We start from the raw sequence: 13,591 nt of genomic DNA on the forward strand, positions 1-13,591 counted from the left end.
GGCGGGTTCTCCCTTTTTGACCCGGCCCTTGTCCTACCGCCGGCCCGACGAAGCGTCGGCGGCCCGTTCATAACAGCGCTCGAACCCCTCAAGGACCACCGGCCACGAGCATCTGACCGGCGACGTCGACCGATTGTGCTCGGCGATCGCCCCTCGTAGCGCAGGGTCCCCCGCGAGCCGGGCCACCGCACCGGCCAGCTCGTCGAAGGTGCGCCCCAGCAGGCCCTCCTTGCCCGGGCTCACGAAATCGGCCACACCGCTCTGCGACCGTGCCACCACCGGCACCCCCGCCGCGCGTGCCTCCAGCGCGGCCAGACCGAACGACTCCCGGGGCGCCGGGGCGACGAAGACGTCGGCCTCCGCCAGCAGCCCCCTGATCTGGTCCCGGGTATACCTTCCCGGCATCTCGACCCAGTCGATCCGCTTCGACCTCAGATGGCGTTCCATCTGGCCCCGTGCGGGCCCGTCTCCCACGATCGTGGCCCGCAGGGTGACGCCCCTGCGCGTTCTGGCCTTGGCGGCCTCCAGGAGCTTCAGGAGTCGTACGGGCTGCTTGCGCGGCGCCAGCCGTCCCACTGCGACCACGTGGACCTCGTCTGAGGGGACGCGGGCCGGGCCTTCGGGCCGCCAGCCCGACAGGTCGAGCCCGTTCGACACGACGTGGACCGGGACGTTCGGCCCCGCCACGCGCCGGATCGGCCGGGCGGCGGCCTCGGAGACGGCCGTGCCGACGAGCCCCCAGCCCGTCCAGTTCCAGGTCTTCAGCGACCGGTAGAGGTTCGCGGTGACCGGATCCCACATGCTGTGGACGGTCACGACCGTGGGCAGCCCCACCCGGTGGGCGGCCAGCACCCCCATCCACGCGAACGGCGAGACCGCGCCCGTGTGGACGTGCACGACGTCGGGGCTGCGCTGCGTCATGATCCGGATCAGATGGCCCGTGCCGCGCGGGTGGACCGGCAGGTCGAACGGCATGCGCGCGGTGATCCGGTGGACGCCCGGCAGCGGCTCGCCCGGCGTGGCGGTGACCACCTCGACGTCGTGCCCGGCCTCGCGCTGGCTCCTGATCAGGTCGGCGACCTGCACCTCGATGCCGCCCAGCCGGGGCAGGTAGCAGTCGCTCACGTGAAGGATGCGCACCCGATCAGCCTGACAGAGGTCCGGACCCGGCTCAAACGCGCGATCGGAGGGTGGGATCATGTGTCGGGTGAAGACAGCGGTGTTCTTTCACGCCCATCCCGACGACGAGGCGCTGCTGACGGCCGGGACCATGGCGATGCTCGCGGCCGAGGGCCATCGCGTGGTCCTGGTGGTGGCCACGGCCGGCGAACACGGCCTGGCCGAACTACCCCACGGCGACGAGCTCGGCGAGGCCCGCATGAACGAGCTCTACGACTCGGCCGCCCGCCTCGGCTGCGCCCGCGTGGTGCGCCTCGGCTACGCCGACTCGGGCCTGGAGGCCGGCGGCGGCGCCGAAGACCGCCCCGCCGACGCCTTCATGGACGCCGACATCGAAGAGGCCGCCACCCGCCTGGCCGCGATCCTCGACGAGGAGAAGGCCGAACTCCTGACCATCTACGACCCCTCGGGCGGCTACGGCCACCCCGACCACGTGCAGGTCTACCGGGTCGGCACCCGGGCGGCGAAGCTCGCCGCGACCCCGCCGATCCTCCTGGAGGCCACCGTCAACCGCGACCCCCTGCTCAAGGGCGTGCGGCTGGCCGCGAAGTTCTACCCGCAGCTCGACATCCGCTCGTTCGAGACCGCCTACTCGGCCTCGGCCGACATCACCCACCGGGTCAACGTCCGCAAGTGGACGTCGGTGAAACGCCAGTCGATGGCCGCCCACGCGACCCAGGCCAGCGGCGGCGACGGCGACCGCACCCTGGCCGCCCTGCTGAAGATCCCGGCCCCGGTCTACCGCTACGTCTTCGGCACCGAGTGGTACGTCCGCCGCGACCTGCCCCCCGGCACGAAGATGACCCATCCCTTCGACGACTGATTCTCGTACCAGAGGATGAGCGAAGCGGTCTCGGTGCCCGGCAGACTGGGCGCATGAACAGGTGGGTGCGGGTCGCCATGTCGGTCGCGTCGCTGGCGCTGGCCGCGGGGCTGATCGTCTACCTGCCCTCGATCATCGGGGCGCTCACGGGGGCGACGATGTCGTGGGGCCAGATCGGCGACCTGTTCGCCGCGGTCTCCTGGCAGATGGCGGCGCTGATGACCGCCGTGTGGCTGGCCAGCCTGCTCGCCTACACCTTCGTGCTCACCGGGTCGCTGCCCGGCCTCGGGCACACCCAGGCTCTCACCCTGAACGCCGCCGGGAGCGCGGTCAGCAACCTGCTGCCCTTCGGCGGGGCGGCCGGGGTCGCGCTGACCATGGCGATGACCAAGGGCTGGGGGTTCCCCGTCGGGGCCATCGTCGCCTCGACCCTGGTCAGCGGGGTCTGGAACATGCTCTTCCGGTTCCTGCTGCCCGCGGTGGGGATCCTCGCCCTCCTGCTGTCGGGCACCGCGCTGTCGCCCACGGTCACCAAGGCCGGGTGGGCCGCCTCGGCCTCGCTGCTCGCGCTCGTCGTGATCGTCGGGGCGGCGCTGTTCTGGGATCGGGGAGCCCGCGTCATCGGGCGCGGCGCCGACCGGCTCGTGGCGCTGTCGCCCGGGAAGATCCGGCCCGCCGAGCGGTGGGCCTCGACCGCCATCCACAAGCTGCGCGACGACATGGCCGGGGTGGTCCGGTCGGGCTGGCTGAAGATGTCGTTCGGGATGGTGTTCTTCCTCGGCTTCCAGTGGCTGATCCTGGCGCTGTGCATGCTCGGGACCGGCTCGTGGGTCGGGCCGGCCCAGTCGATCGCGGTGTTCGCGCTGTCGCGCGTGCTGACGAGCGCGCTGGCCACGCCCAGCGGCGCCGGGTTCATGGAGGCCGGCACCGCGCTCGCGCTGATCGGGTTCGGCGCGGGCGAGGCGCAGGCCACCGCCGCCGCGATCCTGTTCGGATTCTGGACGTACACGATCGAGATCCCGTGGGGCGGGCTCGCCCTCGGGGGCTGGGCGCTTCTGCGCAGGCGCGACGGGAGGCGGGAAGCCCAACCGGTCACCCGCGAGAAAGCATCATGATCTTGCGCGACAATTGACCTCACTCTCCCCGAAGTGAGGATGACCGGTGAACGTCTTGTGTACCGTTTGGCGGCGCGCATAGCGTGGCGGCTGACATGAGCACGGTGGTCTTCCGGGTCCTGGGTCCGGTCGAAGCGTATGACGGCGACAACGAGCTCGATCTGGGCGGGCTCCGCCAGCGGGCCGTTCTGGCGCGGCTTCTGGTCGCCCGGGGCCAGGTCGTACCCGTCGACACCCTCCTTTTCGACCTGTGGTCCGACGACGCCGCCAAGGGCGCGCAGTCGGGCCTGCAGGTGTACATCTCCCGGCTGCGCCGGGTGCTCGAGCCCAACCGTCCCCGTGGCGGGCCCAACCGGCTGCTGGTCACCGTCGCCTCCGGCTACGCCCTGCGGGCCGCGCCGGAGCAGATCGACGCCCTCCGGTTCGAGGCGACCGTCCGGGCCGCCGGCGAGCGGCTCGACGACAACCCGCAGACGGCCAGGGCGCGGCTCGAGTCGGCGCTGGGCCTGTGGCAGGGCACGCCCTACAGCGACTTCCAGGATCAGGCCTGGGCCGAGGCCGAGGTGACCCGCCTGAGCGAGCTGCGGCTGGTGGCGCGGGAGCGCCACGCCGACGCCGGGCTGCGCCTGGGGCTCCACGCCGAGACCGTGCCCGACCTCGAAGCGCTCACCACCGAACACCCGCTGCGCGAGGAGGGCTGGCGGCTGCTGTCGCTCGGCCTCTACCGCTGCGGGCGGCAGGGCGACGCGCTGGCCGCGCTGCGCCGGGCCCGCACCATCCTCGACGACGAGCTCGGCATCGACCCCGGCCCCGCCCTGCGCAAGCTGGAGAGCGACATCCTGTCGCAGGATCCGGGGCTCGAACTGACCCCGCTGCCGCGCCGGGCCGAGACCACCCCGACCTGGCCGCCGCGCCCGCTCGAAGTGAGCCCGCTGCCGCCGCTGGAGCCCGAGCCGTTCGTCGGCCGCGAGTCCGAGCTGACCGCGCTGCTGGCCGCCGCCCCCCACGCCAAGTCGGGCCGGCTCGCCATCGCGATGGTCACCGGCGACCCGGGGTCGGGCAAGACGACGCTGCTGCGGCAGCTGTCCGGCCGCCTCGAAGGGCAGGGCTGGATCATCGCCGGGGGCGGCTGCCCCGACAGCGCGGCGACCCCGCCCGGCTGGGCCTGGGTCGAGGTGCTGCGGGCGCTGATCGCCCGGCGCGGCGCCGGGGAGTACGGCGCGCTGCTCGCGCCGCTGCTCGACGACCACGCGCCGGTCCCCAACGACGACGACGCCTCCGGCGGCTTCCGGCTCCACCGGGCGGTCGGCGGCTTCCTGTCGGGCGTGGCCCGCGAGGCCCCGCTGCTGATCACCCTCGAAGACCTCCACTGGGCCGACGACCAGACTCTCGCGCTGCTGCGCGCGCTGCCGAGCCTGCTGGCCGCCAGCCGGGTGCTGCTCGTGGTGACCTGCCGCGAGGGCGAGCTCAGCGACCCGCAGCAAGACGTGCTGGCCGCCCTGGCCCGCCTCGGCCCGGTCCGGGTCGAGCTCGACGGGCTGGCCCCGGCGCAGGCGGCCGAGCTCGTGCGGGCGACGTTCGTACGCGGCGAGATCGACCACGACGTCGTGGCCGCGATCGTCGAGCGCACCGGCGGCAACCCGTTCTACGTGAAGGAGACGGTCCGCCTCTTCGAGGCGGAGGCCGACATCTCCCAGGTGCCTTCCGGCGTACGCGACGTGCTCCGCCGCCGGATCGCGCGCCTGCCCGAGAAGGCCCAGCAGATCCTGCTGCAGGCCGCCGTGATCGGCCGCGACGTCGACGTCGACGTGCTGGTCGACATCTCCGGCGAAGAAGACTCCGTCGTCGACGCGGTCGAGGCCGCGCTGCTGGCCGGCCTGGTCACCGAACCGGGCGCCGGGCGGCTGCGCTTCGACCACGAGATGGTCCGCGACACCCTCTACTCCGACGCCTCCCGGCTGCGCCGCTCGCGCCTCCACGCGGCGGTCGCCTCGGTCATCGAGTCGCGCACGCCGGGCGACGTGGCGGCCCTGGCCCACCACTACGACCTGGCCGGCACCGCCGACACGGCCGCCAAGGCGGTCCGCTACGCGGGCCTGGCCGGCGAGCAGGCCGAACGCCGCTACGCCTACCGCGAGGCCGCCTCGCAGTGGGAACGCGCGATCAACGCCTACGACCGCGCGGGCGGGCGTCCGGGCAGAGACCGGCTCGAACTCCAGGTCCGCACGATCCACGCGCTGGCCCTGGCCGGTGACATGACCGCCGCGCGCGCCCACCGGCGCGACGCGATGGACGTGGCGCTGCCGCTCGGCGACCTCGAACTGACCGCCCGGGTGGCGGCGGCCCTGGCCGTGCCGCACAAGGGCATCGCCCGCGACTTCACCCGCACGGCGTGGGAGATCGTCGACGTCACCGAGAAGGCGCTGCTGGAGCTGCCGCCCAGCGAGCACTCGCTGCGCGCCAGCCTGCTGGCCACCCTGGCCCTGGAGCTAGAGGGCTCGGCCACCCCGCGCGGCGAGCAGGCGTCACTGGAGGCCGAGGAGCTGGCCCGCGCCAGCGGCGACCCCAACCTGCTGGCGATGGCGCTGAGCGGCCGCCTGCGGCAGTCCTACACGCTGGCCCAGGTCGACGAGCGCGAAGACATCGGCCGCGAACTGCTCCGGGTCGGCGCCGAGTCGGGCCAGATCTCGGTGCAGACCCTCGCCCACCTGGTGCTGCTCGAATGCGCGGCGGCCCGCGGCGACTTCGCCGAGGCCGACCGCCAGCTCGCCCGCGCCGACCAGCTGGGCCGGCAGTACGGCCTGGCCGCCCCGGCGGCCGTCGGCGCCTGGTACGCCGGTCAGCGCCTCATGATCGCCGGCGACTACGCGGGCGCCGAGACGGCCTACCGCAACGCGGCCCGCCTGACGGCCCGCGCGGGCATGCTCGAAGGCCGCCAGGACCTCCCGCTGATCGCGACCTTCTGCCTCCACCTGGTGCAGGGCAAGGCCGACGAGATGGCCGACGCGCTCGGCGAGGCCCACACCCGCGGCGCCAAATGGACCCTCGACGCCTACGCGGTCGCCCTGGCCGAGGCGGGTCACCTGCGCGACGCCCGCGCGGTGGCCGTGACCCGCGAGCCGGTCCGCGGCGACTTCCTCTACGAACTGGCGATGACCTGGCGGGCCCTCGCGGGCCTGCGCCTCGACGACGTCGACCGCATGAACGAGGCCTACGCCGCCCTGCGCCCCTTCCACGACCGCATCGCGGGCGCCGGAACGGGCGTGGTGGCCCTGTGGCCGGTCGCCCGGACCCTGGGCGACCTCGCCGTCAAGCTGGGTCGTCCGGACGCCAGGGCGCACTACGAGAAGGCCCTGGCAGTGGCGCGGCGGGTCGGCGCGCAGCGCTGGGTCGACGACGCCGAGATCGCCCTCGACCGGGCCTAGTCAGTCGCGCTCGACCAGCGGCAGGTACGGGAACTCGCCTCTGGGCTTGGGCGCGACCGACTCGCGGCCGATCCCCAGCGTCACCGGGGTGTTGGCCGCGAAGGAGAACATCACGTCCGGGGCGTTGTCGGTCAGGGCGCGGCCGTTCCAGCCCGCGAAGGTGAAGGCGGCCTTGGTGCCGATCCGGTAGGGCAGCATGTTCGGCAGCATGCGCTCCATCACCGTCTGCGCGTAGGCCTCCGGGTCGGCGGCCGTGCCGTAGGCGCGCACCACTCCGGCCACCTTCGAGCGGATCAGGTCGCCGTGGATGCGGATGTCGTCGGCGGGGCCGTTGGTGTTGAGGCGGTCGCCCAGGTCCTCGTCGTACTGGGTGAACAGGGGGTGGATCATCGGCAGGCCGCAGCGGTTGATCGGGCGCCAGCCGCCGCTGTCGGTGGCGAGGCTGGTCTGGGCCCAGACGCCGATGCGGCCGTCGGGGCCGGCGATCGGGCGCAGCTCGTCGTCGGGGAGTTCCAGGACGATCGAGTAGACCGTGTGGCCGGCGAAGAGGTTGCCCGCTTTGTCGGGGTTCCAGCCGGTCAGGTCGACGGTGGTGCCGTGCTGGAAGGCCTGGCCGACGGCGTGCAGGACGTCGGGTTCGATCCAGAACGAGTCACCCGCCTGGCCGGTCCAGACGCGCCCGCCGCAGGGTAGGTCGGTCGTCTCGCCGAGGCGGCCCTCGGCGATCGACTTCTCCTCACCGGAGGTCACGCGGTGGAGGCGGAAGGTCTGGCCGCCCTCGGCGTCGCGCTCGCCGAAGGTGAAGCGGAAGGTCACGTCCTCGACGGCGTCGCCGTCGCCGTCGATCTTGATCTCGTAGCGGCCCTCCGGGTGGAAGCCCTTCGGGGCGTCGGGACCGGCGAAGGAGTGACTGTGGTCGGCGGCGAAGACGGTGCCGCGCTCGCCGCGGAAGACGTACAGGTCGCAGACGTCCAGGCGCGGGTCCTGGCGGGCGAGGGGCGAGTCGAGGTGGTGGGACATGGGTGTTTCCGATCCGAGAGGGCTCTGACCCGGACGGCCCTGCCCCCGCCCAGGGAGATTCAGCCCCATGAATCAGCAGTCGACCTGGAACTTCTCGCTGATGAGCCGGTTGTCCGCCACGTCCAGGACCGCCCGGTAGACGCCGGGGTTGCCGGGGACGCGGACCCGCCAGTCGACGGTGCGGGCGGCGCCGTCGTAGCCGCCCGTGCCCGACAGGTAGTCCTGCCAGGCCTCGGCCGAGGGGCTGTAGCGCTGCAGCGTCCACTCGTAGGAGACGGCGCCCGACTCGGCCACGGCACGGACGCGGTAGGAGCAGTCGGGGAGTTCGCCGACGGCCAGCACGCCAGGTTCGGGGGCGGCGAGTCTCACTTCGGCGGGGACCGATTGGGCCGACGACAGGGCGACGGAGCGGGTAGGTTCGTCGGTGACGGCGGTTCCGGTCAGGTAGGCGGCGGCGACCGCGAGGGTGGCGACGAGGAGCCGCAGCGCGGTTCCGCCGCCACTCGCGACGACCGGGGCGAGGCTGCGGGATTTCATGCCTTTTTTGTAGAACGCCATGGTTGAGCGGTGGTTGCCGTCCACTTGCAGGGGCGTGTGGTGCCTGGCGCGGTCCACGATGCGTCGCTTAAGGTAAGGCTGTCCTAATTCCCAGTACGAGGCGGCGCACGGTGGAGCTCGCGGACCCGATGTCGACGTCGTTCCTCGGGATGCCCTACTGGCTCGTCGGCGCGATCCTCACCGTCGCCCTGTTCGGGGCCTTCCAGGTCTACTACTGGGTCGGCCACAAGGTCGGCGACACCGTCTACGAGTCGCGGCTGGGACGCCGGATCGGGCAAGAGCGGATCATCAAGGTCGAGAACGTCGTCCGCAAATGGGGGGCACTCGCCGTCTACGGGTGCTTCTTCGTGCCGGGGCTGCGGCACACGCTGCCCTGGGTGGCCGGGGTGCTCCGCATCAACTACCGCTGGTATCTGGTGGCCAGCGCGCTGGGCTGCCTGACCTGGGCGCCGCTGGTGTGGTTCGGGCTCTACGCGGTCGTCTGGGCGTGGCTCGGGCTGGCCGCCGACTCGCCGGTGATCGCGGTCGTCGTCGCCGTCGTGGTCGCGGTCGCCCTGGTCGCGTACGTCCTGTGGCGCCGCCGCGGCCGAGGCGCCACGACGGCGTCGCAGGCGGGTTAGAGCTCCGAGTCGTCGAGCACCGCCTCCGGTGCGGTGCGGCGTACCGACTCGATGCCGTTCACGCAGGCCGCGCGGCTGGTGAAGGCCTCGCTGACCGCGATGGTCTGCCCGTTGCCCATGACGAGCCGAAACCGGTAGGCCCCCGCCGCGTCTCTGCTGATGACGAATCTGCTCGCCATGTCTTCCCCCCGAATGCCGTCCGGCCGTCGCACACCTACCCGTGCGATCATGCGGGCATGCGTGCCGTCGTTCTCGTCAGTGCCGCCCTCACCTGGGCGATCGTCCTCTCGGCCCCCGCTCACGCCGACCCTCGGGTGACCGCGAGCGAGGTCTACGTCGTGGATCTCACGTCGGGAACGGTCCCGTACGCCAAACACGAGGACCGGCGGGTGCCCGTCGCCAGTCTCACGAAGGTGATGACGGCCTACGTGGTGCGGCGGCAGGCCGATCTCGACGACCTGGTGACGATCACCGCCGCCGACGTGAACCACGCCCACTCCACCGGCGCCACCCACGCCGGGCTGCGGGCCGGGGAGCGGCTGACCGTCCGGCAGCTCCTCTACGCGCTGCTGCTGCCCTCGGCCGCCGACGCCTCGAACGCGCTGGCGCGCGCCTACGGGCCCGGCAAGCGGCGGTTCGTGAACCGGATGAACGCCGCCGCCCGCGCCCTCGACCTCGACGACACCCGCTTCGTGAACGCCGACGGGATGCCGGCGCCCGGTCAGTACTCGACCGCCCGCGACCAGCTGGAGCTGACCCGGGTGGTGCTGAAGGACAGGGTGCTGGCGCAGATCGCGCGGACCCGGGTGGCGCGGGCCGCCGGGCACACCTGGACCAACACCAACAAACTGCTCGGCACCACGCCCGGCGTCATCGGGCTGAAGACGGGTTTCACAAGGGCGGCCGGCTACTGCCTGGCGTTCGCGGCCCGGCGGGACGGGCACACCTATCTCGGGGTGATCCTGGGCGACACGGGAGACCTGCGGCGGTTCACGACCGCGCGGAACCTGCTGAGCTGGGCCGAACGAGTGAGTGACAGGCGATAGCGGCGGCGGCCACGACGTTCAGGGAGTCGACGCCGTTCTTGAGGGCGGCGGGGCTCATCGGGATGCGGACCCGCTCGGTCGCCTGGCCGAGCCAGCGCGACGACAGGCCGTCGCCTTCGGAGCCGAGCAGCAGCGCCGCCTTCTCGCCCAGCGTGACCTCGTCGATCGGCACGGCCGAGGCGTCGGGGGTGAGCGCGAGGGTGTCGTAGCCGTCGAGGGCGGCCAGGCCGCCGTGCCAGTCGTCCATGCGGGCCCACGGGATGGCGAAGACGGCCCCCATCGAGACCTTGATCGCCCGGCGGTAGAGGGGGTCGGCGCAGCGCGGCGACAGGACGACGGCGTCGACCCCGAGCGCCGCCGCCGACCGGAAGATCGCGCCGACGTTGGCATGGTCGACCAGGTCTTCGAGGACGATGATCCGGCTGGAGCGCCGGGCCAGCGTGGCGACCGAGGGCAGTTCGAGGCGCTCGAACGAGGCCAGCGCGCCCCGGTGGACCGGGAAGCCGGTCACCTGCTCCATGAGGGCGTCGCTCACGACGTACACCACCTGGTTTTCGAGCACGTCGGCCAGGTGGGTGAGCCATTTCGGGGTGGTCAGGAAGGCCCGCGCGGGGTGGCCGGTCTGGAGGGCGCGGCGGATGACCTTCTCGCCTTCGGCCAGGAACAGGCCGTGTTCGGCCTCCAGGCTCTTGCGGAGCTCCACGTCACGCAGGTGGGTGAAGTCGGTCAAGCGCGGGTCAGCCGGGTCGTGGAGCTCGATGACCATCACGCAAGCCTACCCTTGCCACCCCTTGGCAACGGCAAATCGGTGTGACGGTTCGTGGCCGATAAAGTACTCAGCGCTGTATCCGGCGGTGCGAGGGCGATCGGAGGTCAAGGTGCCTGACCAGCGGACGCTCACGCGCCCGGCCGTTTCGGCCGAGAGCTGGCTGAGGGACGCCCGCCGCGCGCGCCTGCTGTCGGTGGCGACCCTCGGCTGGCTCGGCGCCGAATCCCTTGTGGGCGTGTACGCCGGCTGGGCCGCCGACTCGGTCGCGCTGCTCGGCTGGGGCCTCTCGGCCCTGGTCGAGGCGCTGGCCAGCCTCATCGTGCTGTGGCGCTTCACCGGTGCCCGGCTGGTGTCACCGATGGCCGAGTTCCACGCGACCCGCGCGGTGGCGGTGAGCTTCTGGCTGCTGGCGCCCTATCTCGTGCTGCACGTGCTCCACGACCTGGAGCACGGTCACCGGGCCGCGCCGACGGTGCTCGGCGTCTTGGTCACCACGATCAGCCTGGTCAGCATGCCGGTCCTCGGGTGGGCCAAACGGCGCGTCGGGGCCCGCCTGGCCTCGGCGGCGACGACCGGAGAGGGCACCCAGAACGTGCTCTGCGGGCTGACCGCCGCCGGGGTGCTCGCCGGGTTCGCGGCGGCCTCGATCGGCTGGTGGTGGGCCGACCCGCTGGTGGCGCTCTCGCTCGCGGGGATCGCCGTCTTCGAGGGCGGCAGAGCCTGGCGCGGGCACGTCTGCGACCACTGAAGCGACAGCACGGCGACGTCCATGCCGGCGTCGCGCAGGGCGTCGATCACCTCTGAGGCGCCGCCCGCGACCGTCCAGACCCGGCCGTGACGGCCCGTCAGATTGACGGCGCGCAGCCCCGGAAGGGCCCGCATCGCCTCTCTGGCCGAGGGCGGCAGGCCGGGGCGGTTGAACTCCAGCAGGAGGAGATCTCCGTCACGCATCCCAGCCCCCGGGTGCCGATTCGCCTGAATTTACGAACACGATACATCGCGAGATCGATAAGTCAAGATGTATCGCGATGCCCATCATCGCAGTAAAAGGACCGTTTTGCCGGTCTAATGGTTGCCACTATGGTTCCGTAAGCATTACGGAGAATCTCCCTTTTGCCTGGCGGGGAGACCAACGACTGACGAAGAGGCCATCGTGGGACGTCACCGCACTGACGAGATCGAGGGCGGCTACCCCGCGTACGAGCAGCCCCCCTCCCGCCGGAAGTCGGCAGGGCCGGGCAAGGTGCTCGTCCCGCTGGCGGGGGCCGTGGCCCTCGCGGTACTGCTGGGCGTGGCCGCGTACGTCGTGGTGAACAAGGACACGACCGGGTGCTCCGGCGAGAAGGTGTCTCTGTTCGTGGCCGTCGCCAAGGACATCGAACCGGCCGTGAGCGAGATCGCCGGGCGGTTCGTGAAGGCCGAGAAGACCGTCGACGGCAGCTGCGTCGACGTGGCCGTGAAGGGGGCCGACTCCGACGGGGTCGCCGCCGCGCTGGCCGGGACCGGCGGCGCCAGCTCCGCGCCCGACCTCTGGATCCCCGACTCCTCGCTGTGGCTGTCGCAGATGCCGCCCAAGTCGGCCCCTAAGGTGACCGCCAGCCTGGCCACCTCGCCGATCGTGCTGGCCGCGCCGAAGGCCGCCGCCGCGAAGCTGGCCGAATCGCTGGAGCCCAGCTGGACCGGCATGATGACGGCCGCCAACGCCGCCAACCCCGACGGGCTCGCCAGCAAGGTCCGCGTGGTCGTGCTCGACCCCGCCAAGAACGCCGCCGGGCTCGGCGCGCTGCTGGCCGGGGCCGGGATCCTGCGGCAGAGCGGCGACGAGGGCTCCGAGGAGCTGCTGGTCGGCGTGCTGCGGCAGCTGTCGGAGTCGAAGGTGACCTCTCCCGACAACCTGTTCGCGACCCTGTCGAAGGCCGCGACCCGGGTGCCGATCGGCGTGACCTCCGAGCAGTCGGTGTGGGCGTTCAACAAGGAGAACAAGAACGCGGCCGTGGCGCTCTATCCGGCCGAGGGCACCGTCAACCTCGACTACCCGATCATCACCACGACGAAGGACCCAGAGAGCGCCCAGGCCGCCAAGCTCTTCACCGCCGAACTCGCCTCCGCCGCCTCCCGCAAGACCATCCAGGGGTACGGCTTCCGCACCCCCGAGGGCCAGGGCAGCGTCCTGACCCCCGAGACCGGGATGCGGGCCGAGGCCCCGACGGCCCTGCCGATCCCCGACGCCAAGACCGTCGTCACGCTCGCGCAGTCGTGGAAGCGCGTCGGCCTGGGCACCAAGCTGCTGTCGCTCCTGGACGTCTCGGGCACGATGGCGCTGCCGGCCGACTCCTCGGGCATCACCCGCATGCAGGCCATCTCGCAGGTCAGCACCGAGGGGCTGAAGCTCTTCCCGGACAAGACCGAGATCGGGACCTGGATCTTCTCCGACAACCTCAACGGCGCCAAGGTCGACTGGAAGGAGACGGTCCCGGTCGGGCCGCTCGCCCAGCAGATCGACGGGGTGACCCGGCGCGAGGTGATCGCCCGGCAGATGACCCAGATCAAGGCGATCCCCACGGGGAACACGGGCCTCAACGACTCTCTCTGGGCGGCGTACCAGAAGATGACCGACGAGTACGAGGCCGACAAGATCAACACGATCCTGCTGTTCACCGACGGCGTCGGCAACGACGACCCGAGCGGCGGCATCACCAACGCGGGCATCCTCAAGCGGCTCAAGTCGAAGTTCGACCCCGCCAAGCCGGTCTCGGTACTGGTCATCTCGTTCAACACCCAGGGCGACGAGAACCGGACGCAGATGCAGAACATCGCCAAGGCGACCGGCGGCACGGCGTACTTCCCGGAGACGGTGCTGGAGATCCGGAACATCTTCCTCCAGGGCATCGCCCGCCGGCTGTGCGCACCCAACTGCCCCAGCGCCAAATAATCTTCACCCGAGTCACAGGAGTCGCTGTCTTCCCAGGTCATGCCACTTGAGCATGGCCTGGAAGACAGTAAACGCGGCGCCCTGAGGGGGCGTCCTTCTCGTGT

12 protein-coding genes are annotated in these 13,591 nt (G+C 71.9%); 7 read left to right on the forward strand and 5 right to left on the reverse strand.

Annotated features, from left to right (window positions below):
* Positions 1–33: 33 nt before the first annotated feature.
* Complete coding sequence (locus FDA94_RS18065) at positions 34–1,140, reverse strand: glycosyltransferase family 4 protein (RefSeq protein WP_137248238.1); 1,107 nt, start codon at positions 1,138–1,140, stop codon at positions 34–36.
* 67 nt (positions 1,141–1,207) lie between these two features.
* Between FDA94_RS18065 and FDA94_RS18070 the strand changes: the two genes are divergently transcribed.
* The 3 genes from FDA94_RS18070 to FDA94_RS18080 all read left to right on the forward strand — a co-directional run bounded on the left by FDA94_RS18070 (position 1,208) and on the right by FDA94_RS18080 (position 6,542).
* Positions 1,208–2,002: a PIG-L family deacetylase gene (locus tag FDA94_RS18070; RefSeq protein WP_246060011.1), complete on the forward strand. Its 795-nt coding sequence runs from the start codon at positions 1,208–1,210 to the stop codon at positions 2,000–2,002.
* A gap of 53 nt (positions 2,003–2,055) precedes the next feature.
* Positions 2,056–3,117 (forward strand): lysylphosphatidylglycerol synthase domain-containing protein, encoded by a 1,062-nt coding sequence (locus FDA94_RS18075; RefSeq protein WP_137248239.1) that lies wholly within the window; start codon positions 2,056–2,058, stop codon positions 3,115–3,117.
* 95 nt (positions 3,118–3,212) lie between these two features.
* The gene (locus FDA94_RS18080; RefSeq protein WP_137248240.1) at positions 3,213–6,542 is read left to right on the forward strand and encodes an ATP-binding protein; all 3,330 of its coding nucleotides are present in this window, start codon (positions 3,213–3,215) and stop codon (positions 6,540–6,542) included.
* Here the strand turns inward: FDA94_RS18080 and FDA94_RS18085 are convergent, their stop codons facing one another.
* Together FDA94_RS18085 and FDA94_RS18090 are read right to left on the reverse strand one after the other, a co-directional pair.
* A complete protein-coding gene (locus tag FDA94_RS18085) occupies positions 6,543–7,562 on the reverse strand; it encodes a DUF4331 family protein (RefSeq protein ID WP_137248241.1) in 1,020 nt (339 codons plus the stop codon).
* 72 nt (positions 7,563–7,634) lie between these two features.
* The gene (locus tag FDA94_RS18090) at positions 7,635–8,099 is read right to left on the reverse strand and encodes a hypothetical protein (protein ID WP_137248242.1); all 465 of its coding nucleotides are present in this window, start codon (positions 8,097–8,099) and stop codon (positions 7,635–7,637) included.
* 131 nt (positions 8,100–8,230) lie between these two features.
* Here FDA94_RS18090 and FDA94_RS18095 point away from each other — a divergent pair, with 131 nt between their 5' ends.
* Positions 8,231–8,740 carry a DedA family protein gene (locus FDA94_RS18095; protein ID WP_246060013.1) on the forward strand — a complete coding sequence of 170 codons (510 nt, stop codon included), beginning with the start codon at positions 8,231–8,233 and terminating at the stop codon, positions 8,738–8,740.
* On the opposite strand, the gene FDA94_RS18100 is transcribed toward FDA94_RS18095, so the two are convergent.
* A complete protein-coding gene (locus tag FDA94_RS18100) occupies positions 8,737–8,919 on the reverse strand; it encodes a YegP family protein (RefSeq protein WP_062341358.1) in 183 nt (60 codons plus the stop codon). The genes FDA94_RS18095 and FDA94_RS18100 overlap by 4 nt on opposite strands.
* Before the next feature lie 57 nt (positions 8,920–8,976).
* Here FDA94_RS18100 and FDA94_RS18105 point away from each other — a divergent pair, with 57 nt between their 5' ends.
* On the forward strand, positions 8,977–9,786 hold the full coding sequence (locus FDA94_RS18105; protein WP_137248243.1) for a D-alanyl-D-alanine carboxypeptidase family protein: 810 nt from the start codon (positions 8,977–8,979) through the stop codon (positions 9,784–9,786).
* Here the strand turns inward: FDA94_RS18105 and FDA94_RS18110 are convergent.
* Positions 9,731–10,552: a TrmH family RNA methyltransferase gene (locus FDA94_RS18110; protein WP_170991000.1), complete on the reverse strand. Its 822-nt coding sequence runs from the start codon at positions 10,550–10,552 to the stop codon at positions 9,731–9,733. The genes FDA94_RS18105 and FDA94_RS18110 overlap by 56 nt on opposite strands.
* 112 nt (positions 10,553–10,664) lie before the next feature.
* On the opposite strand from FDA94_RS18110, the gene FDA94_RS18115 reads away from it, so the two are divergent.
* Both FDA94_RS18115 and FDA94_RS18120 read left to right on the forward strand, forming a co-directional pair.
* Positions 10,665–11,303, forward strand: coding sequence for a cation efflux transmembrane domain-containing protein (locus tag FDA94_RS18115; RefSeq protein WP_246060014.1), 639 nt, complete (start codon positions 10,665–10,667; stop codon positions 11,301–11,303).
* 405 nt (positions 11,304–11,708) lie between these two features.
* On the forward strand, positions 11,709–13,487 hold the full coding sequence (locus FDA94_RS18120; RefSeq protein WP_246060015.1) for a substrate-binding domain-containing protein: 1,779 nt from the start codon (positions 11,709–11,711) through the stop codon (positions 13,485–13,487).
* The last annotated feature ends 104 nt before the right edge of the window (positions 13,488–13,591 follow it).

The organism is Herbidospora galbida, assembly GCF_005233835.1.
Taxonomy (GTDB): domain Bacteria; phylum Actinomycetota; class Actinomycetes; order Streptosporangiales; family Streptosporangiaceae; genus Herbidospora; species Herbidospora galbida.